Consider the following 22,086-nt stretch of genomic DNA (forward strand, 5'->3'; position numbering starts at 1 on the left):
CATGGAATATTTCGACACGCTGATCGTCATTTTGCAATCGACCGTGCGGGTTTCCGTGCCGCTGATCCTGGCGGCACTGGCCGGGCTCTATTCCGAGCGCGCCGGGATCTTCGACATCGGGCTTGAAGGCAAGATGCTTGCCGCGGCCTTTGCCGGCGGCGCCGCGGCCTCGGTCTTTGGATCGGCCTTTATCGGGCTTCTGGCCGGGATCCTGGTCTCGGTCTGCCTGGCACTGGTGCATGGCTTTGCCTCCATCACCCAGCGCGGCAACCAGATCGTCTCCGGCGTGGCGATCAATTTCATCGCGCTTGGCGCCACCGTGATCCTCGGCCAGGCCTGGTTCCGCCAGGGCGGCCGCACGCCGCAATTGCGCGATGGCGAGCGCTTCACCACCGTCGAACTGCCCTTCGCCGCCGAAATCGCCGATATTCCGATCCTTGGCTCGATCTATTCCAACCTGCTCTCGGGGCATTTCCTGCTGACCTATCTGGCCTTTGCGCTGGTGCCGATCACCTGGTGGGTGCTCTACCGCACCCGTTTCGGCCTGCGGCTGCGCGCAGTGGGCGAAAACCCCGGCGCGGTCGATACCGCCGGCATTTCGGTGATCTGGATGCGCTACCGCGCGGTGATCTGCTGCGGCATTCTCTGCGGCATTGCCGGCGTCTATCTGTCGATGGCCATGACCGCCGGCTTCGTCAAGGGCATGACCGCGGGCAAGGGCTTTATCGCGCTGGCAGCATTGATCTTCGCCAAGTGGAAGCCGGTCAATGTCATGTTCGCCTGCCTGCTGTTCGGTTTTCTCGACGCGATGTCGATCCGCATGCAGGGCAATGAGCTGCCCTTCATCGGCGCGGTGCCGGTGCAGTTCATGCAGGCGCTGCCCTATATCCTGACGGTGGTCTTGCTGGCCGGATTCATCGGCAAGGCCATCCCGCCGCGCGCCGGTGGCGTGCCCTATGTCAAGGAGCGTTGAGATGGCCCGGGATCTGTTTGAAGCCGCACGCGAGGCCATGGCGAAGTGCCACGCGCCTTACTCGAAATTTCCGGTCGGTGCGGCGATCCGTGCCGCGGATGGCTCGATCCATGCCGGCGCCAATATCGAGGTGATCGCCTTTCCGGAAGGCTGGTGCGCCGAAACCACGGCGATCGGCCACATGGTCATGGCCGGCTCGACCCGGATCCGCGAAGTGGCGGTGATCGCCGAAAAGCTCGATCTGTGCACGCCCTGCGGCGGTTGCCGGCAGAGACTGGCCGAATTTTCCGACGCCGACACGCTGGTGCATCTGTGCGATGCCGAGGGCGTGAAGAAAACCCTGCGGATGGACGAGTTGCTGCCCTATGCGTTTGAAACCAAGGTGCTGGGATGAATGCGGCTGTTGATGTGCTGACCGACCGGCTGCGCGGCCTGATGCCGCGCCATGCCATCGTGCTGGGCTCGGGCCTCGGATCGCTGGTCGAAACCGTCACCGACCCCGTGCGCATCCCCTATGGCGACCTGCCCGGTTTTCCGGCAAGCGGCGTTTCCGGCCATGCCGGCGAGATCGTCGCCGGTCACATCGGCAAGACGCCGGTGATCGTGCTGTCAGGCCGGGTGCATTATTATGAACATGGCCAGGCCGATGCGATGCGGGCGCCGCTGGAGGCCTTGCAGGGCATTGGCGTGACCAATCTGTTCCTGACCAATTCGGCCGGCTCGCTGCGCCAGGACATGCCGCCGGGATCGGTGATGCGGATTTCCGACCACATCAATTTCTCCGGCGCCAATCCGCTGTTCGGCGAGCCCAGCGACCGTCGTTTCGTCGGCATGACCAGCGCCTATGATCCGGCACTGGCCTTGCGGCTCGAGGCAGCGGCCGCGGCGACCGGAACCGTGATGCATGAAGGCGTCTATATGTGGTTTTCCGGCCCGAGTTTCGAAACCCCGGCGGAAATCCGCATGGCGCGCGGCCTGGGCGCCGACGCTGTCGGCATGTCGACGGTTCCCGAAGTCATCCTCGCCCGCTTCCTCGGCATGAAGGTGGCGGCGGCCTCGGTGATCACCAATTACGGCGCCGGCATGACCGGCGGCGAGCTGAGCCACCAGGAGACCAAGGACATGGCTCCGGTCGGCGGCCGCCGGCTTGCTTCAATCCTGACACACGCCATCGGAGATCTGGCATGAGTACCAAAACCGTTGAAGCGGCGGCGGCCGGACGCGAAGCCCGGGGGTCGCAACTTGTTTCGCTTGCCCCGTCGCACGCGCGCAATGCCGGCACCGAGTTCCTGCCGGCGATGTTCGAGAACATGTCGGTCAACCTGTCGGCAACCGAACGCCGCGTCTCGACGCTGACCACTCGCCGCACCGTGAAGAAGAGCTGGCAGGCTGCCTGGCTGATCCGCGCCATCGAATGCATCGATCTGACCACGCTGGCCGGCGACGACACGCCCGGCAAGGTCGAGCGGCTCTGCGCCAAGGCGCGCAATCCGCTGCGGGCCGATCTGGTCACGGCGCTGGGCCTGGAAGATTACGGCCTGACCACGGGCGCTGTCTGCGTCTATCCGATGATGGTCGCCACCGCGGTCAAGGCGCTTCAAGGCTCCGGCGTGCCGGTCGCCTCGGTGGCCACCGGCTTCCCCGCCGGTCTCACCCCGATGCCGCAGCGGCTGGCCGAAATCACCTATGCCGTGGGCGAGGGGGCCGATGAAATCGACATCGTCATTTCGCGCCGCCATGTGCTCACCGGCAACTGGACGGCGCTTTATGACGAGGTCCGGGCCATGCGCGAGGCCTGTGGCGAGGCCCACATGAAGGCCATTCTGGCCACCGGCGAGCTCAAGACCCTGTCCAATGTCTACAAGGCGTCGATGGTCTCGATGATGGCCGGCGCCGATTTCGTCAAGACCTCGACCGGGATGGAAGGCGTCAACGCCACCTTGCCGGTCAGCCTGACCATGGTGCGCGCGGTGCGCGACTATCTCGACCTCACCGGACAGATTTGCGGCTTCAAGCCGGCCGGCGGCATCCGCACCACCAAGGATGCCATCGCCTGGCTGATCCTGATGAAGGAAGAGCTCGGCAATGACTGGCTCAAGCCGGACCTGTTCCGCTTTGGCGCCAGTTCGCTGCTTGGCGATATCGAGCGCCAGATCGAACACAATGTGACCGGCCGCTACGCGTCCGCCGACCACCACGGCATGGCGTGAGGAGCATATGATGAACAAGATCAGGGACATTCTCAACACGATGGACTACGGACCCGCGCCGGAAGACAGCAAGGATGTGCGCGCCTGGCTCGCCAGCCACAAAGCCGGCTTCGGCCATTTCATCGGCGGCGCTTTCACCAAGCCCAGGGGCGAGACTTTTGAGGTCCACAATCCGGCCAACAGCGAAAAGCTCGCCGATGTCGCCATTGCCGACGCCAAAGACATCGACAAGGCGGTTGCTGAAGCCTCCAAGGCGCTGAAGAAATGGCAGGCACTGTCGGGCAACCAGCGTGCCCGCCACATCTATGCGCTGGCCCGTCACGTGCAAAAGCACGCGCGCTTTCTGGCGGTCCTCGAAACGCTCGACAACGGCAAGACCATCCGCGAAACCCGCGACATCGATATCCCGCTGGTGGCGCGGCATTTCTATCATCACGCCGGCTGGGCCGAACTGCGCGACACCGAATTTTCCGGCTACGAGGCAGCCGGTGTCTGCGGCCAGATCATCCCGTGGAATTTCCCGCTGCTGATGCTGTCGTGGAAAGTGGCGCCGGCGCTCGCAGCCGGCTGCACCGTGGTGCTCAAATCAGCCGAACACACACCGCTGACCGCGCTGGCATTTGCCGAAATCTGCGTCGAGGCCGGGCTTCCGGCGGGCGTCTTCAATCTCGTCAACGGCGCCGGCGACACCGGTGCGGCGCTGGCCGCGCATGATGATGTTGCCAAGCTGGCTTTCACCGGCTCCACCGCCGTTGGCCGGCTGCTGCGCCGCCAGACCGCCGGATCGGGCAAGAAACTGTCGCTTGAGCTCGGTGGCAAGTCCCCCTTCATCGTCTTTGACAATGCCGATATCGACGCGGCGGTCGAAGGCGTGGTCGATGCGATCTGGTTCAATCAGGGCGAGGTCTGCTGTGCGGGGTCGCGCGCCATCGTGCAGGAAGGCATTTCCGCCCGCTTCCATGACAAGCTGCGCGCCCGGATGGAAAAGCTTCGCATCGGCAATCCGCTCGACAAGTCGATGGACATGGGTGCCGTTGTTGCACCGGTGCAGATGCGTGAGATCACCGCCAAGGTCGAGGCCGGGATCGCCGAGGGCGCCACGATGTGGCAGCCAAGCTGGGCGAAAAGCTTCGAGAATGCCGATGGCTGCTTCTTCCCGCCGACGCTGTTTACCGATGTGGCGCCGTCCTCGACCCTGGCGCAGGAGGAAATCTTCGGGCCCGTGCTGGCTTCGATGACCTTCCGTACCCCGGGCGAAGCGGTGCAGCTTGCCAACAATTCCCGCTATGGACTGGCGGCATCGGTCTGGTCGCAAAATCTCGACGAGGCCTTTGATGCGGCGCGGACGCTCAAATCCGGCATTGTCTGGATCAACTCGACCAATCTGTTCGATGCCTCGGCCGGCTTCGGCGGCTACAAGGAAAGCGGTTTCGGTCGCGAGGGCGGCCGCGAAGGCATGCTCGAATATCTGGTGCCGACCTGGCAGAAAAAGGCCAAGGCCTTGCCCGAAAGCGAGCCGGTTCCGGCGCCCGTACCCGGCCTTGGCAGCGACACCGCCGCGCTCGACCGCACGGTGAAGCTCTATGTCGGCGGCAAGCAGGCCCGTCCGGATTCGGGCTACTCCTATCCGGTCACCGGCAAGGGCGGCAAGCATCTGGCCGAAGTCGGGCTCGGCAACCGCAAGGACATCCGCAACGCCGCCGAGGCGGCGCACAAGGCGTCCGGCTGGAGCGGCATGACCGGCCATGCAAGGGCGCAGGTGCTCTATTTCCTGGCCGAGAATCTCGAACTGCGTGCCGATGAGTTCGCCGCCCGCCTGGCTGACGCCGGCGCTTCGTCCTCGGCCGCCAGGCGCGAGGTCGAAGCCTCCGTCGCACGGATCATGCATTACGCGGCCTGGGCGGACAAATATGATGGCGCGGTGCGCGCGCCCGACAAGCGCATGCTGACACTGGCGCTCAACGAGCCCTGGGAGGTGATGGGTCTGTCCTGCCCCGATGAGGCACCGCTGCTTGGCTTCGTCTCGCTGGTCATGCCGGCCATTGCCATGGGCAATCGCGTCGTGGTGACGCCATCGCCGCGTCAACCACTGGCGGCCTGCGATTTCTACCAGGTGCTCGACACTTCCGATGTGCCCGGCGGTGTGGTCAACATCGTCACCGGCGATCGCGACACGCTGGCCGACACCATGGCCAGGCATGATGACATTGCAGCACTTTGGTATTTCGGCGGCGCCAGCGGAACCGAACTGGTCGAGCGCGAATCGGCGGGCAACCTGAAGGCGGTCTGGGCCAACAATGGCAAGGCGCGCGACTGGTTCGATGCCGGACAGGGCCAGGGCGAGGAGTTTCTGTTTCGCGCGGTCCGGATCAAGACAATCTGGACGCCGTTCGGCGTATAGGACGGATCATGCTTCCTCAGGAAATCATTCGGACCAAGCGCGACGGCAATGAGCTCGATCCGGCCGATATCGCCAGCTTCGTCCGCGGCCTCACCGATGGAAGCGTCAGTGAAGGCCAGGTCGCGGCTCTGGCCATGGCCATCTTCTTTCAGGGCATGAGCCGCGCCGAGGCGGTGGCGCTGACTTTGTCGATGCGCGACTCGGGCGAGGTCCTGTCCTGGCCCGAACTCGACCGTCCGGTGGTCGACAAGCATTCGACCGGCGGCGTTGGCGACAATGTCTCGCTGATGCTGGCGCCGATCGCAGCCGCCTGCGGTCTCGCCGTGCCGATGATCTCCGGCCGCGGCCTTGGCCACACCGGCGGAACGCTCGACAAGATGGAATCGATCCCCGGCTACACGGCGATGCCGGACAATGCCCTGTTTCGCAAGGTCGTCGGCTCCGTTGGCTGCGCCATCATCGGCCAGACCGGCAATCTGGCGCCCGCCGACAAGCGCTTCTACGGCATCCGCGATGTCACCGCGACGGTGGAATCGGTTCCGCTGATCACCGCCTCGATCCTGTCCAAGAAACTTGCCGCCGGACTGGGCGCTCTGGTGCTCGATGTCAAATGCGGCAATGGCGCCTTCATGGACAATCCCGAGCGGGCACAGGAGCTGGCACGCTCGCTGGTTGAAGTGGCCATCGGCGCGGGCATGCCGACCTCGGCGCTGGTCACCGACATGAACCAGCCGCTGGCCAGTGCGGCCGGCAATGCGGTGGAAGTCATCAATGCCGCCGATTTCCTCACCGGCAAGGCCCGCGACAGCCGCCTGCAAGAGGTGACGCTGGCACTCGCCGCCGAAATGCTCGTATCGGGCGGCCTGGCAGCCAATTCCGACGAGGCATTTGTCCGGGCGCTGAGCGCGCTGGAAGACGGCAGCGCCGCCGATCATTTCAACCGCATGGTTGCAGCACTCGGCGGACCATTGGATTTTTTGGCTGACCCGGAAAAGCATCTGCAAAAGGCGCCGCTCGTCGCGGTCTGCACAGCGCAGCGCGAGGGCTATGTGACAGGCTATGACACCCGCGGCATCGGCCTCTGCGTCGTCACGCTCGGCGGTGGCCGCACCCGTCCCAGCGATCCGGTCGACCATGCCGTCGGGCTCACCGGCCTGCTGCCGATCGGCACACGGGTCGAAAAGGACACGCCGATTGCCATGGTGCATGCCCGGACCGAGGATCAGGTGACGATGGTGCGGGCGCAATTGCGCGGCGCAGTTCAGATCAGTGAAGCCGCAACTGCCGCCTCAGCGGTCATTCTCGGCCGCCAGGGCTGACCGGCCGGAGCAGGCGTCAGTTGATCAGTTCGAGCTTGTTGTTGCTGACCTGATAGGTGCGAAGCTTCGACATGAAGCTCATGCCGATCAGGGTGGCCGACAGCGCCGAATCCGTCAGCACGAAGGCCTCGACATTCTTGATCGAAACCGCGCCGACTTCGATGCGGTCGATCATCACCAGCGCTGCATTGGTCAGACCGTTGGCGGTGCTGACCTGATGATTGAAATCGGAGGCTGCCAGGCCCAGGCCGATGCTGCGGGCCGTCGACTGGTTCATCGCGACATAGGTTGCGCCGGTATCGATCATGCCGCGCACATGGCGGCCATTGATATGGAAATCGGCGGAAAAATGGCCGTCCTTGTTCATCGGAATGCTGGCGGTTCTGACACCGCTGGCATAATGCGCCAGCTGTCTTGCGGCGACCTCCTTTTCGGGAGGCTCGACCGGCGTCGCCGTTGCAGCTTCCAGACCGGCGTCCTGCGGCAGGAACGCGTCAAGATCCTGGGCATAGTAGGGCAGGCTGGAGACCGCCAGCACGGCACAGCAGATATAAAACAGATTCCTGAACATGCCGGTACTCCGAGGTGACCGGACCATTCAACAGCTTAACGCCTAACGGCGAGTGAATCGGCCCCGGCTTTGCCGCGACGACCGGCATGGAAGGTTAACAGGATCCAAATGCCTGGAGCGTGTTCCGAAAAGTGGGAACCGGTTTTCGGATGCAAGATCTACTTGGTGCCGTACATACGGTCGCCGGCGTCGCCCAGGCCGGGAACGATATAGCCCTTCTCGTTGAGATGGCTGTCGATCGAGGCCGTGTAGATCGGCACATCGGGATGGGCCTCCTGGAAATTGCGGATGCCTTCGGGGGCGGCCAGCAGGCACAGGAAGCGGATATTCTGGGCGCCGCGTTCCTTCAGCTTCTCAATCGAGGCGATGGAGGAATTGCCCGTGGCCAGCATCGGGTCGACCACGATCACCAGCCGGTTGCTGACATCTTCGGGCGCCTTGAAATAATACTCGATGGCTTCCAGCGTCTCGTGGTCACGGTACACGCCGATATGGGCGACCCGGGCCGATGGCACCAGATCCAGCATGCCTTCCAGCAATCCGTTGCCGGCGCGCAGGATCGAGGCGAAAACCAGTTTCTTGCCTTCCAGAACCGGTGCGTCGATGGCTTCGATCGGGGTCTCGATCCGCTCCATGGTCAGTTCGAGATCGCGGGTCACCTCGTAACACAAAAGCGTTGAAATCTCTCTGAGAAGCCTGCGGAAACTCGCCGTGGAGGTTTCCTTCTTGCGCATGATGGTCAGCTTGTGCTGCACCAGGGGATGATCAATGACCGTAACGCCGTTCATGTTGTCCTGCCTTGAAGCTTTGACCGGGCGTCGCACTGATTTCGACAATCAATGCAGGGGACGCCTGTCGCCTGAAACATCTTCGCCGGCCCCTTGCCGGAGATGTCCGGGAGCGCGGTTTGAACCAGCCCGATTTAGACACCGATTGTCCCGCCCCGGCAACCGCCGCGGCCTGATTCAGTCAAGTTGTCCCAAGAGAATCGCGCGCGTGGGCTCGTCGATGAAGGCCGCCTGGATGGCGGTGCGGGTAAAACCGGTCAGATCGGCCGCATCATAGCCCCAGGCATCCGCCACAAGCTGGTATTCATGGCCGATGGAGGATCCGAAATGCGGCGGGTCGTCGGAGTTCAGCGTCAGCTTCACCCCGGCGCGCCGCAAATGGTCAAACGGGTGGCTGGAAATGTCCGGATAGACCTTCAGTGCCAGGTTCGACCCCGGGCAGGCTTCCAGCACCACGCCCTGCTCGGCAATCCGCCGGACCAGCGCCTCGTCCTCGGCAGCGCGCACCCCGTGGCCGAGCCGCGAGGGACGGACATGATTTAGTGCGTCGCGCACGCTTTCGGCGCCGGCAAGCTCTCCGGCATGGATGGTGATGCCAAGCCCGGCATCGCGGGCGATGTCGAAGGCGCGGGCGAAATCGGCCACCTTGCCGAAGCGTTCCTCTCCGGCCATGCCGAATCCGGTGATCAGCGGATGCGGTCGCATGCTCGCCAGCCGGGCGGCGGCCTCGACCTTTTCCGCCCCGAGATGGCGCACTCCGACAATGATCATCCGGCACTCGATGCCGCTCGACAGTTTCGCCTGGGCAATGCCATCCGCCAGCCCGTCGAAATAGGCTCCCGGTGACAGGCCGGCAGCAACCGCGTGGTCGGGGGAGACGAAGATCTCCGCATAGATGGCGTTTTGCGCAGCAATGCCTTCGAGATAGGTGCGCGCCAGCAGCGCATAGTCTTCCTCGCTGCGAAACAGTGTGGCCGCGCCGTCATAGGCCACCAGAAATTCGGTGAAATCGGACCAGACATAGCTGTCGCCCTTGATGAAGCCCGAGACATCGGCGCCGTACTTCTGCGCCTGTTGCCGGACCAGCGCCGGCGAGGCGGCGCCCTCGATATGGCAGTGCAGTTCCGCCTTTTTCACATGTTGTGTCACAGGAAGCTCTTTCCATTGGCTGTCGCGGGCAGCCCCAGATGCTTTGCCAGCGTGGCGCCGATATCGGAGAATGTGGTGCGAACCCCGATGTCGCGCGGGGCGACGCCGGGGCCAAATCCCAGGATCGGCACCCGTTCGCGGGTGTGATCGGTGCCGCGCCAGGTCGGGTCACAGCCGTGGTCGGCGGTCATCAGCACCAGGTCGCCCGGTTTCAGCAGCTTGGCGAAACGCGGCAGCATCTCGTCCAGCGCTTCGAGTGCTGCGGCATAGCCGGCGACATCGCGGCGGTGGCCGTAGAGCATGTCGAAATCGACGAAATTGGTGAACACGAGATCGCCGTCGCCGGCATCCCGGGTGGCCTGCAGCGTGGCCTCGAAAAGTGCTGCATTGCCGCTGGCCTTGCGCAGATCGGTGACGCCCTGATGGGCAAAGATGTCGCTGATCTTGCCGACACCGAACACCCGGTGACCGCTGTCCTTGACCTGGTCGAGCAAAGTCGGTCCGGGGGCGGAACCGAGAAATCGCGGCGGTTGCCGGTCCGGTCGAAGCCGGTTTCGGCCGATCCCACGAAAGGCCGGGCGATCACCCGGCCGATATTGAGCGGATCGACAAGCTTGCGCACGATCTGGCACAGCTCGATCAGCCGTTCCAGGCCGAAACTTTCCTCGTGGGCGGCGATCTGGAACACGGAATCGGACGACGTGTAGCAGATCGGCTTGCCGGTCTGCAGATGCTCGACGCCGAGCCGGGAGATGATCTCGGTGCCCGACGCGTGGCAATTTCCCAGGATGCCCGGCAGTTCGCCCTCTTCGACGATTGTGTCGACCAGCTCGTCGCTGAATGCCGGCCCGTCATCGGGGAAGTATCCCCACTCGAACATCACCGGCTGGCCGCAGATTTCCCAATGTCCCGACGGCGTATCCTTGCCGCGGGATATCTCGCTTGCCGCGCCGTGCAGCCCGCGTGGCCGGGCGGTGCGTGACCATCCCGCCGGCATGTCGCCACAGGCCGCCTGCGCCGCCGAGGCAAGCCCCAGCGCCTGCATGTGCGGCAGTGACAGGGGGCCCTCGCGCAGTCCCGGGCGGTCTGCGAGACCGGCGGCGCATTGCTCGGCAATATGCCCCAGCGTGTTGGCGCCGAGATCGCCATAGGTTTCGGCATCGGGGGCTCCGCCAATGCCGAAGGAATCAAGTACAAACAGGAAGGCACGCGCCATGAAGCAATCTCCGAGGGAGGCACAGGTTAGCCGGAATCGAACGTCACCGGAAGGGACGAAGCCTGCCCCGGCGCGGTAACTTTGTTTTCACCCGGTCCGTGCGGTTTCGCCCGATTGTGATACTGATTCTTCATGTTTGCGATCAAGCCTGCTGCCCGAATTGCCGCCACCCTGGCCAGCCGCTCTGCCCGCCTGCTTCGCGGGGCCGGGCTGGGGGCCGCTCTGGGCATGGCCGGCGCCGCACAGGCCGATTACCGGGAAAGCGTTGCGGTGCTGCGGATTGGTCTGGTTGAGGCCCATTCTGCGGTGGCGGACCCGCTCAAGCTGGAGGCGGTGCGCCATGCATTCGCCTCCGGCACTGGGAATCCCTGTCGAGATCGTCAGGATGGGCAGCTATGCGGCGCTGATCGATGCGCAGGCCAGCGGCCGGGTCGGTTATGCCATCCATTCCGCCCGCTCCTTCGCTGCCACCGAAGTCGTCTGCGGTTGTGTCCGGGCCTTTCGAAGCCCCGTGGCAGCCGACGGATCAACCGGATTCCGCTCGGTGCTTGTCGTGCGCGAAAGCGATTCCAGGCCGGTCTCCGAGCTCAGGATCGCCTATTCCAGCGAAGAGTCGGTGTCCGGGTGGCAAATTCCCCACCAGGCGATCAGTGCAGGCAGTCTGGCGGCACCGCAGCTTGTCCGCGCCGGCAGCGTCGCCGCGGTGATTGCCATGTATGGGGCAAGTGAAGTCGACGGCTATTTTGCATGGCTGCCGCATGTCCCGGCGGATGCCGGGTCGGATATCGAGCGCCTGTTCGGCGGCTGGAACCGGGCCGGTGTCGAGGCCGGGGATCCGCTGCGGGTGCTGTGGTCGTCCCAGCGCATTCCCTACGGTCCGCACGCCGCGCACAATTCGCTGCCCGACGATCTGGTCGAGGCCCTGGGAGGGTTTCTCGATGACATGCCGACCCGGACGCCGGGATTGCTCGATCTGTTCGAACCGGTCTATGGCGGTGGCTATGTCACGCCGGAGCCCGGCGATTACCGCAATGTCCGGGGTCTCGTAGAAGGCCTCCCAGAGAGCTTCGCCACATCGCAGTCACGCTGACCGCGGGTCACAGATGCGCTAGCATTTTTCGCAGACCACGCTGTCGCCGATGCGCTGGCGCAGATGATAGGTCTTGGTCATGTGGATGGTGCGAAAATCAACCCCCTTCAGACCCGACATGAACAGCATCAGATCATGATCGAACGCGATCTCGGTACGGACAAGAAAGGTGTTCGGAATCGCCAGATCCTGCGGCAGGGTCTGGGTCGAATTAATGGCATAGGGCTTTGTGCCGTCCTCCTGCCAGGACCATGTCACCTTGCCGACGCCTGCGCCATTGATCTCGATTCCCGTGATCTTGAGCTTCAGGCCGTCGGACTGGAACGGCGTCATCACGCTTTCGGCCACATTGAGCATGGACTCGAGAAAGGGCTTGTTGATCGATTCGTCCTGGGTCACCAGATCGGCCACGGTGCTTGCTGCACGTGACAGTTTCTTGTTGACCGACATGGCGATGGAGACTTCCAGCGACCCCATGTACAAGACGATGAGCACCGGCGCGACCAGCGCGAATTCAACAGCGCCGACGCCGGTCCGGTCGCCACGCAGCTTCCGGATTGTCTGGCGCAGTTCAGTCAAAAAGCCCGTCACGACCGTGCTCCCTTTTAATGTCCGCCCGGCTTCATGGTTGGTCTCGCCGGTCACGGGTAGTTCTCGTTGCGAAATGCGGCGGTCGCGACCATCAGATAGTCGCGCGGCATTTCGCCGGCTTTGCGGATGTTGCTGATATAGGGCCGGACAAGATCGGTCATGACCTCCCAGCGGTAATAGGCCCGGACAATGTTGATCGTCTGCGGCCCGCCGGGATCATAGGCAAATCCGCTGTCATCCAGGTCAGCGAACTGGTCGTTGCTCACCTTGGGAATGAAATTGGGGATGTCCGAGAAATCCGCGAACTCGCGGACATCGAGATAGAGCTTCTGATCATCCGGATCTTCTTCGGCAGCGCATTTGATCATCAGGACGATTTCGGCGCAGAACCGGGTGCGGAACTCGTCCTTGTCCAGATAGGTCGCGCGCGCCGGATCATATCCGGTGATCTGGCCGGTCCGGATTTGCCGGCCCATCGTGTCGACGGCGTTTTCCAGCAGCTGCTCGCCGGCAAAGGCAATGAAGGCCTCGATGATGGCGAAGATCAGAATGAAGAAGGGGAATGCCAGCATGGCGAATTCGATCGCCGCCGAGCCGTCCCGCGATCGTCTCAATCGGGCGAACAGCCGGCGCCACCGCTGCTGAGGCGGCGTGTGCAGTTCATTCGCTGGTTTATCGAGATTCATCGTTCGCTCCCGCACATTCGGTGGATCGACGATAGATCAAACTAGTTGAATATTCGTAACGTGGTCCCGGGCAAGATTCTCGGCAGGGTTAATCATCAATAAACCACGCCGATATTTCCCTGCTGGTAAGTATCAGGGTGTTGCCGCAGCCGTCGGGACATGTTCTTCGCAGGATGGCGAGCAGGAATAGACCGACCGGGATGTCTGCTTGAACACGCGAAGCGTGTTGGCTTCATCGACGGAGACCAGGATCCGCTCATCGACGATTGCCGCGCCTTCCTGGTCGAGAATGACCAGATTGGTCGTGCCGTAGGATTTGCCGGTCAGCACGATGGTCTGCGGATCTGACACCGTGACATCGGCCACGTCGGAATTGCCGATGATGACCTTGCTGATTGTGCGGTCGAGCTTGAGAATACGTGCGTGATCCATGAAGACCCGGATGACATCATCGGCCGCATGGGCCGGAAGCGCCGACATCGTGGCAAGAGCCAGGCCGCATGCGGCGTGCATGAACCGGCGTAAAACTGGATGGGAGTGGGGCATGCCGTTTCCTCGGGATTTCGGATGTGGCCCCTAAAATCGCCTAGTTTGGTGAACGAAGCCTTAAGGCCGCACAATCAGTGCGATTTGGCATCTCACCGCGGATGGTCCGAATCCGGATGACAAACACCCGTTTCTGCGAGCGGGCTATTTGCACTTTATAATAGGAGCGGCAGAACAGGCCGCCCGCGGCAGCTTTCACCTGGCTGTTCTTCATGCAATATGGCATTGTTTCGAAACAGGTGTTCGGCCGTTTCTTATCTTGCTGTTTACTATGACTGCGTTTGAGATGGTGAAAGGTTTTGCTAACCCTGTTCATTAAGCAGTTTGAAAAGTCCCTCTCCTATGATCGTCTCATCCGACCAACCGAAGCGCTGGCGGAGTGCTGAAAAACATAAGTGGATGAAGGAACAAACCCATGAAGAACCTTTTCGAACGTTTCGTACAAGACGAATCTGGCGCCACCGCAATCGAGTACGGTCTGATCGCAGCGCTGATCTCTGTCGCGCTCATCACCGGTGCGTCCACTTTGGGCAACACGCTGAACAACCAGTTCCAGTTCTTGTCCGACACGATGAACAACTCGCAGTAATAACTGCTTCTTGTTGAACAAGCTGATCAATAGGCCGCCTTTAGGGGCGGCCTTTTCCGTTTGCGCGGGAAGCGGTTTTTTAAGGACTGCCATTTAGACTCCTGCCGAACCCAGGAGCGTTGAGATGGTTGAGGCCGCAATTTTCGTGATATTTCCGCTTTGCATCGCCATGGCGGCATTTTCCGACATTCTGACAATGAAGATCCCCAATCGCGTTCCGCTCGTGCTGGCGGCGTCGTTTTTCGTGGTCGCTCCGTTGAGCGGCATGGATCTTGTCACTCTGGGCTGGTCCGTCGCTGCGGCCGTGGCGGTGTTTGCCGGCTGCTTTGCCATGTTCGCCTTCAACATCATGGGCGGCGGCGACGCCAAGATCCTCAGTGCTGCGGCACTGTGGTACGGCTTCAACCCGGAACTGGTTGCCTTTCTCGGCCTCACCGGCATTTTCGGCGGCTTCCTGGCGCTCATCGTGCTGGTGATTCGCGCCAATCAAAACCTGTTGCTGGCTTCGCCACTGCCGATTCCGATGCATTTTTTCCAGGAACGCGCCGGCATTCCCTATGCGGTTGCCATTGGCGCGGCGGCATTCTGCACTTTCTCCCAGACTGAAATCTTCGGCCAGGCGCTCGCCCGCCTGCACTGATGCCAGTTCGAGCATTCGGGGCGGTACACCGCCGGCATGCCGCCGCCGCACCGGCCCGGATGCACGATTTCGCGCGTCTAAAGCGCTGCATCACGGCTTGCCGGCCTCCGTGGCTCTGTCCGTCCGCTCTGCGCTTAAACCGGCCAACTTGCCAGCCTGCAAACAAGATTTGACCGGGTCCGCGTGCCGTCATTTGCCCGGTAGAAGGCAATCAATCTTGCGTTAACCCTGTTTGCTACCGAGTCATTAACTATAATTACACGATTGCACATGCATTCTGCGGCGAGCCTATCCAATACTCGCTTGAGGAAACAGCATGAAACCCGCCCGCGTCGTCATCATGGCAGTGGCAGTCCTGGCAGCCGGACTTGCCGGTTACCTGGCCTTGAGCCTGACCTCACCCACGGTACAGGTCAATGAGATCGCCTCTGCGCCGATCATTGAAAAGATGCCGACCATCGATGTTCTGGTGACAACCGCCAGTCTTCCGGTGGGCGCGCGTCTCAACGAGGAAAACATCGAGTGGAAGGGCTGGCCCGAAGACGGTGTGATCGAAGGTCTGGTCCGTCGCGATGCCCGCCCCGAGGCGATTGCCGAACTCACCGGTGCGGTGGTTCGTCTGCCCATCTTTGCCGGCGAGCCCCTGCGGCCTGAAAAGATCGTCGATTCCTCCTCGCGCATCATGTCGTCGCTGCTTCCGTCCGGCAAGCGCGCCATTGCGACGGAGATCTCGGTGGCCACCAGCGCCGGCGGCTTCATTCTCCCCAATGATCGGGTGGATGTCATCATGGTGCGGCGCAAGACCGCCGACGAGGGATTCCTCACCGAAGTCATTCTGTCCAACATCCGGATCCTGGCCATCGACCAGCGGATCGAGCAGGACGCCGAGGGCAACCGCACAGCGGTCGGAACCACGGCAACGCTCGAGCTGACCCCGGAACAGGCAAAAATCATCACCGTTGCCCAGCAAATGGCCGACCGGTTGACCCTTGCCTTGCGCAGCGTCGCCGATGTCCAGGAACCTGACATCGACGGGGCAAAATATCTACTGAGCGGCGAAGACGGCTCCACGGCCATCCAGCTGATCCGCTCCGGCACCATAACCAAAGTTGGCGCCACCAACTGAAGCGGAGAATGAACGTGCGTCACATTGCAAAATCGCTCCTGTCATCCATCGCCAGCATTGCTCTGGTGGGAACAGTCACGGTCGCAGGCCTGAGCCTGGACCCGTCCAGTGGCCGGCTTCTGCCCGCAGCACAGGCGGCTGAAAGCGTCATCAAGATCAAGGACACCGGCCGCGGCGTCAGCAAGCGGGTCAAGCTCGGGCTGAACAAGGCCATCGTCATTGACCTGCCCACCGATGCCCACGACATCCTGGTCGCCGATCCGGCCATGGCCGATGCGGTCACCCGCACCTCGCGCCGGCTCTATCTGTTCGGCAAGACGGTCGGCCAGACCAACATCTTCATCTTCGGACCGAATGGCGAGGAAATCGTCGCCATCGATCTCGAGATCGAACGCGATGTCTCGGGTCTGCAGGGCCACCTTGCCCGTTTTCTTCCCGATTCCGACATCACCGTCGAGATCATTTCCGATAACATTGTCCTGACCGGCGCGGTCCGCACCCCGCAGGATGCGGCACAGGCGGCACGGCTGGCGGAAATCTTCCTCACCGGCGGTGAGGCGACGACGCGGGTGACGACTGCGACCAGTGAGGGCGGCGACGCTGCCATCAATGCCGAGGCGCGTCAGAAATCCCAGATCGTCAATCTGCTCAAGATCGATGGCGAAGACCAGGTCACCCTGAAGGTGACCATCGCCGAGGTCAGCCGTCATGTTCTCAAGCAGCTTGGCTTCAACTCGTCGATTTCCAATCCCGCAAACGGCGTGTTCGACTTCTCCAACAACAATCCCAGCCCGCTCGGCAAGCCGCTCAGCTCCAACACCTTTGGCCGCCTCGCCGGATCCATCGGCGGGCGCAGCATCGATGCCTATGTCAATGCCATGGAACAGGCCGGCGTGATGCGGACCCTGGCGGAACCGAGCCTGACCGCGATTTCCGGCGAACAGGCGACGTTCTATGTCGGCGGTGAATTCAACCTGGCCGAAAGCCAGAATGTCGATCCTGACACCGGCCAGATCACCTATTCCATCCAGCAGGTCGAATACGGCATCCGGCTCAATTTCACCCCCGTGGTGCTGTCGCCGGGCAGGATTTCGCTCAGGGTTCGCACCGAAGTGTCCGAACCGAGCTTCGAGGCCGCCACATCGCTGGCGGGCGCCGTGCCGCAATCAAACGGCAGCGGAACCCAGCTCGGCATGACATCGCTGTCGATCAAGCGCCGTGAGGCCGAGACCTCCGTTGAACTGCCCTCGGGCGGCTCGATCGTGCTCGCCGGGCTGGTCAGGGACGACATCCGCCAGGCCATCTCGGGCTATCCGGGCCTGTCAAAGCTTCCGATCCTGGGCACGCTGTTCCGCAGCCGCGATTTCGTGCGCAACGAGACCGAGCTGGTCATCATCGCCACGCCCTATCTGGTCAAGCCGGTGGCGCGCAACGAACTGGCCCGGCCGGATGACAATTTCAACGCCGCCGGCGATGGCGCAGGCTTCTTCCTTGGCCGGGTCAACCGGGTCTATGGCCGCATGGAAACCAAATTGCCGCCCGGCCGCTACCACGGCGTTGTCGGCTTTATCTACAAGTGATCAGGAACCTCACCATGTCGAGCAAGATCTCAGTTCCCGTCCATCCTGATCTTCACAAGGTCCGGTCCGCAGTCTTCCCGATGCTGCTTGCGGCAACACTTCTGAGCGGCTGTGCCGGTTGGGGTGGCAAGAGCATTACCGTTGGCGCGGTTCCCGATGATTACCGCATCAACCACCCCATCATCGTCTCCGAGCAGGAACGCACGGTCGATATTCCGGTTGCCACCGGCGACCGCAAGCTGACCATCTCGATGCGCGAAACCGTGCGCGGGGCGGCCAACAATTACCGTTCAAGCGCTTCCGGCGCCATCCGCATCATGGTGCCGGTCGGCTCACCCAATGCCGGCGCCGCCTCGGTGCTGGCAACCCAGGTGGCCGATATCCTGCGCAAGCAGGGCATTCCCGGCGACCGCATCCTGTCGTCGCCCTACCCCGTGTCTTCACCCGATGACGCGGCGCCGATCCGCATCGCCTATCTGGCCATCACCGCCTCGACCAATGAATGCGGCCGCTGGCCCGAGGACATGCTGGCCAACAGCACCGAGAACAAGAACTGGGCCAATTACGGCTGTGCCAGCCAGAACAACCTGGCCGCTCAGATCGCAAACCCGGGTGACCTGATTGCACCGCGCGGCATGACCCCGATCGATGCTGAACGGCGTTCGGAAGTGATCGAGACCTACCGCACCAATGGCGCAAGCCTCGGAAACTGATGAAACGGCCGAAATGCAACGCGCTTTTTGAAGCAGGACAATGCAATGACCAACCTTGATTACCAGCTCGAGCAGGAAACGCAGTCAGAGCACGGCGACATCGATCAGCAGCGCGGCGATTTCGAACGCGTTCGCCCCTTGCCGCGCATTTCGGTGCACGTGTTCTTCGAATCCGAAGGCCTGGCCAAGACCATGGAGCGCTGCTCCCAGGACCGGCGCATGGCCAAGGTCAATCTGCGCATCAATTCCGGCGGCGTATCGGCTGCGGCCAACATGTTCGCCGGCTCTCCGACGCCCAATCTGCTGATCCTGGAAACCCGCGCGGACGCCCAGACCCTGATCGACGAACTCGGCGAGCTCGCCGGCGTCTGCGATCCCGATACCAGGGTGGTCGTGGTCGGTCACGTCAATGATGTGTCGCTGTACCGCGATCTGGTGCGCAACGGCGTCTCCGAATATATCGTCGCCCCGGTCTCCATGGCCGATGTCATCGGCGTGATCTCGACCATCTTCGTCGATCCCGATGCCGCGCCGCTCGGCCGCTCGGTGGCCTTTGTCGGCGCCAAGGGCGGTGTCGGCTCGTCGACGCTGGCGCACAATTGCGCCTGGAGCATTTCCAACCTGTTTTCCAGCGAGGTCATCCTGGCCGATCTGGATCTGGCCTTCGGAACCGCGAATCTCAATTTCGACAATGACCCGACCCAGGGGATCGCCGAGGCGGTGTTTTCGCCCGACCGGCTGGACGAGGTGTTTCTGGACCGGCTGCTGACCAAGTGCTCGGAGCATCTTTCCATGCTCGCCGCGCCGTCCATGCTCGACCGGACCTATGATTTCGACAGCGAGGCCTTCCTGCCGATCCTCGACATCATCCAGCGCAATGCACCGGTCTCGATCCTCGATGTTCCGCATGTCTGGTCCGACTGGACCCGCAAGCTGCTCTGCGCCGCCGACGAGATCGTCATCACGGCTACGCCGGACCTGGCCAATCTGCGCAACACCAAGAATCTGTTCGACACCTTGCGCAAATTGCGCCCCAACGATCATCCGCCGATGCTGATCCTCAACCAGGTCGGACTGGCCAAGCGCCCGGAAATCGCGCCGGATGTCTTCTGCGATCCGCTGGAAATCGAACCGCTGGCCATCATTCCCTTCGATGCGCCGCTGTTTGGCGAAGCGGCAAATTCCGGCCGGATGATCGCTGAATCCTCGGCCAGATCGCCCATCGCCGAATCCTCGGCCCAGATCGCCCATGTCGTCACCGGCAGGGCCGAAGCCAAGAAGCGCAAGAAGGCCGGCCTGGCCTCCCTGATGGGTCTGCTGGGTCGCAAGTAACCGAGAGTCTGGAGTGTACTGAACATGTTCGGCAAACGCAGCAACAATGCACCGGGTAAGCCGCCGCTCGCCGCGGCAGCCAATAAACCTGTCAGTACGGACGCAGCAGCCGCTCCGGCTCCCGAACCCAAGGCGTCGCAGCCTGCTTCCGCAGCTCCGGCTGCAAAACCTGCAGCCTCGCCGCAGCCCGCTGTGGCAAGCGCCAAGGCTGCGCCGCGTCGCGAAGAGCCGCAGACCAAGCGCAAGACGTCTCGCAACGAGGCCTATTACGACACCAAGAGTCAGGTCTTTTCGGCGCTGATCGACACCATCGATCTGTCGCAACTGGCCAAGCTCGATGCCGAAAGCGCGCGCGAGGAAATCCGCGATATCGTCAATGATATCATCACCATCAAGAATTTCGCACTGTCCATTGCCGAGCAGGAAGAGCTGCTTGACGACATCTGCAACGATGTCCTGGGCTATGGTCCGCTCGAGCCGCTGCTGGCCCGCGACGACATCGCCGACATCATGGTCAATGGCGCCGGCATGACCTATATCGAAGTCGCCGGCAAGGTCATGGAGACCGATGTCCGTTTTCGCGACAATGGCCAGCTTCTGTCGATCTGTCAGCGCATCGTCAGCCAGGTCGGCCGCCGCGTCGATGAATCCAGCCCGATCTGCGACGCCCGCCTTCCCGACGGTTCTCGCGTCAATGTCATCGCGCCGCCGCTGGCAATTGACGGCACCGCACTGACCATCCGTAAGTTCAAGAAGGACAAGCTCACGCTTGACCAGCTGGTCAAGTTCGGCGCGATCACGCCCGAGGGCGCTGCGGTGTTGCAGATCATCGGCCGGGTGCGCTGCAATGTGGTGATCTCGGGCGGTACCGGTTCCGGTAAGACGACGCTTCTCAACTGCCTGACGGCCTATATCGATCCCGACGAGCGGATCATCACCTGCGAAGATTCGGCCGAGCTTCAGCTTCAGCAGCCGCATGTGGTGCGGCTTGAAACACGCCCTCCCAATATCGAGGGCGAGGGCGAGATCACCATGCGTGACCTGGTCAAGAACTGCCTGCGCATGCGGCCGGAACGGATCATCGTCGGCGAAGTCCGCGGCCCGGAAGTGTTCGACCTGTTGCAGGCGATGAACACGGGCCATGACGGGTCGATGGGAACGATCCACGCCAACAGCCCGCGCGAGTGCCTTAGCCGCATGGAATCGATGATTGCCATGGGCGGCTTCACGCTGCCTGCCAAGACCGTGCGCGAAATCATCTCCGGATCTGTCGACGTGGTCATCCAGGCGGCACGTCTGCGCGACGGATCGCGACGGATCACCCATATCACCGAAGTCATCGGCATGGAGGGCGATGTGATCATCACCCAGGACCTGATGAAATATGACATGTCGGGCGAAGACGCCAATGGCAACATCATCGGCGAGCACGTCTCGACCGGCATCGGTCGGCCGCATTTCTGGGATCGCGCCCGTTACTACGGCGAAGAAAAACGCCTGGCAGCATCGCTCGATGCGATGGAAAAAATCACCGCGTAAGGAGTATGTCGCGTGTTTGGTGTGGATACAGTGGTACTTGCCATCATCGGCCTGTCCGCGCTCGCAGCGGGCGCCCTGGGCTATGGCGTGCTCTACAGCCGGATCGAGGACGACCGGAAGGCTGAAAACCGCGTCAAACGGGTCAAATCGGCTGAAACCGACCGGAGCAAGGCGACGGCGGCCCGCGACAGGCTGAATGAGGTCAACAAGCGCCGCAAATCCGTCCAGGATTCCCTCAAGACGCTGGAAGAGAAGAACAAGGAAAATGACCGTCGCAATTCCCCGCCGATGAAGGACCGGATCGGTCAGGCCGGGCTCGGGATTTCGGTCAGGCAGTTCTACCTCATCTCCTTCATCTTCGGCGCCATCATGGGCCTGCTTGCCTTTGTCGCCTATGGCAGCCCGCTGGTTGCGGCCGGGGTGATGATCGTCTTCGGCGCCGGCTTTCCGCGCTGGGTTATCGGCTTTCTGCGCAATCGCCGCTTCAAGGCCTTCCTGTCCGAATTTCCCAATGCGCTCGACATCATGGTCCGGTCGATCAAGTCCGGCCTGCCCCTGAATGACGCGATCCGGATGATCGCGTCGGAAGGCCAGGAGCCGGTCCGCACCGAGTTCAAGCGCATCGTCGAAGCCCAGCAGATGGGGCTCAACATGTCGGAGGCCTGTTCGCGGCTCTACACCCGCATGCCGCTGTCGGAAGCCAATTTCTTTGCCATCGTCATCACCATCCAGGCCCAGGCCGGCGGCAATCTCTCGGAAGCGCTCGGCAACCTGTCCCGGGTGCTGCGCGACCGCAAGAAGATGAAGGCCAAGATCAATGCGATGTCGATGGAGGCGAAGGCCTCGGCGGCCATCATCGGCGCCTTGCCCTTCATCGTCGCCACGCTGGTCTACCTGACCTCACCTGAATACATCATGATCCTGTTCACAGATTCCCGCGGCCATCTCATTCTCGGCGCATCGGCGGTCTGGATGTCGATCGGCATCCTGGTGATGCGCAACATGATCAACTTCGATATTTAGCGGC

General features: G+C 62.4%; 21 protein-coding genes and 1 pseudogene. 15 read left to right on the plus strand and 7 right to left on the minus strand.

Annotated elements, in window-relative coordinates:
• Window position 1: 1 nt before the first annotated feature.
• The 6 genes from OEG82_RS02635 (at window position 2) to deoA (ending at window position 6,903) form a co-directional block, all read left to right on the plus strand.
• The gene (locus OEG82_RS02635; protein ID WP_267610920.1) at window positions 2–973 is read left to right on the plus strand and encodes an ABC transporter permease; all 972 of its coding nucleotides are present in this window, start codon (window positions 2–4) and stop codon (window positions 971–973) included.
• 1 nt (window position 974) lies between these two features.
• The gene (locus tag OEG82_RS02640; protein WP_267610921.1) at window positions 975–1,367 is read left to right on the plus strand and encodes a cytidine deaminase; all 393 of its coding nucleotides are present in this window, start codon (window positions 975–977) and stop codon (window positions 1,365–1,367) included.
• The gene (locus OEG82_RS02645; protein ID WP_267610923.1) at window positions 1,364–2,161 is read left to right on the plus strand and encodes a purine-nucleoside phosphorylase; all 798 of its coding nucleotides are present in this window, start codon (window positions 1,364–1,366) and stop codon (window positions 2,159–2,161) included. Before OEG82_RS02640 ends, OEG82_RS02645 begins: the two co-directional genes overlap by 4 nt.
• Window positions 2,162–2,271: 110 nt before the next feature.
• Complete coding sequence (gene deoC, locus OEG82_RS02650) at window positions 2,272–3,183, plus strand: deoxyribose-phosphate aldolase (RefSeq protein ID WP_267614834.1); 912 nt, start codon at window positions 2,272–2,274, stop codon at window positions 3,181–3,183.
• A 10-nt stretch (window positions 3,184–3,193) separates the two neighbouring features.
• Window positions 3,194–5,584, plus strand: a complete 2,391-nt coding sequence (locus OEG82_RS02655) for an aldehyde dehydrogenase family protein (protein WP_267610924.1) — start codon at window positions 3,194–3,196, stop codon at window positions 5,582–5,584.
• Between the two features lie 8 nt (window positions 5,585–5,592).
• Complete coding sequence (deoA, locus tag OEG82_RS02660) at window positions 5,593–6,903, plus strand: thymidine phosphorylase (protein ID WP_267610925.1); 1,311 nt, start codon at window positions 5,593–5,595, stop codon at window positions 6,901–6,903.
• 16 nt (window positions 6,904–6,919) lie between these two features.
• On the opposite strand, the gene OEG82_RS02665 is transcribed toward deoA, so the two are convergent.
• From OEG82_RS02665 to OEG82_RS02680, 4 genes and pseudogenes are all read right to left on the minus strand, one after another.
• On the minus strand, window positions 6,920–7,474 hold the full coding sequence (locus OEG82_RS02665) for a TIGR02281 family clan AA aspartic protease (protein ID WP_267610927.1): 555 nt from the start codon (window positions 7,472–7,474) through the stop codon (window positions 6,920–6,922).
• A gap of 158 nt (window positions 7,475–7,632) precedes the next feature.
• Window positions 7,633–8,262, minus strand: coding sequence for a uracil phosphoribosyltransferase (gene upp, locus OEG82_RS02670; protein WP_267610928.1), 630 nt, complete (start codon window positions 8,260–8,262; stop codon window positions 7,633–7,635).
• Between the two features lie 177 nt (window positions 8,263–8,439).
• Window positions 8,440–9,411, minus strand: a complete 972-nt coding sequence (locus tag OEG82_RS02675; RefSeq protein ID WP_267610930.1) for an adenosine deaminase — start codon at window positions 9,409–9,411, stop codon at window positions 8,440–8,442.
• Window positions 9,408–10,627: pseudogene (locus OEG82_RS02680) on the minus strand (phosphopentomutase). The gene OEG82_RS02675 and the pseudogene OEG82_RS02680 overlap by 4 nt, the downstream one beginning before the upstream one ends.
• 340 nt (window positions 10,628–10,967) lie before the next feature.
• Between OEG82_RS02680 and OEG82_RS02685 the strand changes: the two are divergent.
• A complete protein-coding gene (locus OEG82_RS02685; RefSeq protein WP_267610931.1) occupies window positions 10,968–11,717 on the plus strand; it encodes a phosphate/phosphite/phosphonate ABC transporter substrate-binding protein in 750 nt (249 codons plus the stop codon).
• An 18-nt stretch (window positions 11,718–11,735) separates the two neighbouring features.
• Here OEG82_RS02685 and OEG82_RS02690 read toward each other — a convergent pair whose 3' ends face one another.
• The 3 genes from OEG82_RS02690 to OEG82_RS02700 form a co-directional block, all read right to left on the minus strand.
• The gene (locus tag OEG82_RS02690; RefSeq protein WP_267610933.1) at window positions 11,736–12,308 is read right to left on the minus strand and encodes a TadE/TadG family type IV pilus assembly protein; all 573 of its coding nucleotides are present in this window, start codon (window positions 12,306–12,308) and stop codon (window positions 11,736–11,738) included.
• A 50-nt stretch (window positions 12,309–12,358) separates the two neighbouring features.
• Window positions 12,359–12,994 (minus strand): TadE/TadG family type IV pilus assembly protein, encoded by a 636-nt coding sequence (locus OEG82_RS02695; protein ID WP_267610934.1) that lies wholly within the window; start codon window positions 12,992–12,994, stop codon window positions 12,359–12,361.
• 132 nt (window positions 12,995–13,126) lie between these two features.
• Entirely contained in the window at window positions 13,127–13,540 is a 414-nt protein-coding gene (locus OEG82_RS02700) for a pilus assembly protein N-terminal domain-containing protein (RefSeq protein WP_425497520.1), read from the minus strand.
• A gap of 415 nt (window positions 13,541–13,955) precedes the next feature.
• Between OEG82_RS02700 and OEG82_RS02705 the strand changes: the two genes are divergently transcribed.
• The 8 genes from OEG82_RS02705 to OEG82_RS02740 all read left to right on the plus strand — a co-directional run bounded on the left by OEG82_RS02705 (window position 13,956) and on the right by OEG82_RS02740 (window position 22,082).
• Window positions 13,956–14,129 (plus strand): Flp family type IVb pilin, encoded by a 174-nt coding sequence (locus OEG82_RS02705; RefSeq protein WP_267610935.1) that lies wholly within the window; start codon window positions 13,956–13,958, stop codon window positions 14,127–14,129.
• Window positions 14,130–14,253: 124 nt separating this feature from the next.
• A complete protein-coding gene (locus tag OEG82_RS02710; RefSeq protein WP_267610936.1) occupies window positions 14,254–14,769 on the plus strand; it encodes an A24 family peptidase in 516 nt (171 codons plus the stop codon).
• 316 nt (window positions 14,770–15,085) lie between these two features.
• Entirely contained in the window at window positions 15,086–15,895 is an 810-nt protein-coding gene (cpaB, locus tag OEG82_RS02715; RefSeq protein ID WP_267610937.1) for a Flp pilus assembly protein CpaB, read from the plus strand.
• A gap of 14 nt (window positions 15,896–15,909) precedes the next feature.
• Window positions 15,910–17,475 (plus strand): type II and III secretion system protein family protein, encoded by a 1,566-nt coding sequence (locus OEG82_RS02720; RefSeq protein WP_267610938.1) that lies wholly within the window; start codon window positions 15,910–15,912, stop codon window positions 17,473–17,475.
• A gap of 14 nt (window positions 17,476–17,489) precedes the next feature.
• A complete protein-coding gene (locus OEG82_RS02725) occupies window positions 17,490–18,188 on the plus strand; it encodes a CpaD family pilus assembly protein (RefSeq protein ID WP_267610939.1) in 699 nt (232 codons plus the stop codon).
• Window positions 18,189–18,233: 45 nt separating this feature from the next.
• Complete coding sequence (locus tag OEG82_RS02730) at window positions 18,234–19,520, plus strand: CpaE/TadZ family protein (protein ID WP_267610940.1); 1,287 nt, start codon at window positions 18,234–18,236, stop codon at window positions 19,518–19,520.
• 24 nt (window positions 19,521–19,544) lie between these two features.
• A complete protein-coding gene (locus tag OEG82_RS02735; RefSeq protein WP_267610941.1) occupies window positions 19,545–21,059 on the plus strand; it encodes a TadA family conjugal transfer-associated ATPase in 1,515 nt (504 codons plus the stop codon).
• A gap of 12 nt (window positions 21,060–21,071) precedes the next feature.
• On the plus strand, window positions 21,072–22,082 hold the full coding sequence (locus tag OEG82_RS02740) for a type II secretion system F family protein (RefSeq protein WP_267610942.1): 1,011 nt from the start codon (window positions 21,072–21,074) through the stop codon (window positions 22,080–22,082).
• Window positions 22,083–22,086 lie beyond the last annotated feature (4 nt).

Source organism: Hoeflea ulvae (assembly GCF_026619435.1).
Taxonomy (GTDB): domain Bacteria; phylum Pseudomonadota; class Alphaproteobacteria; order Rhizobiales; family Rhizobiaceae; genus Hoeflea; species Hoeflea ulvae.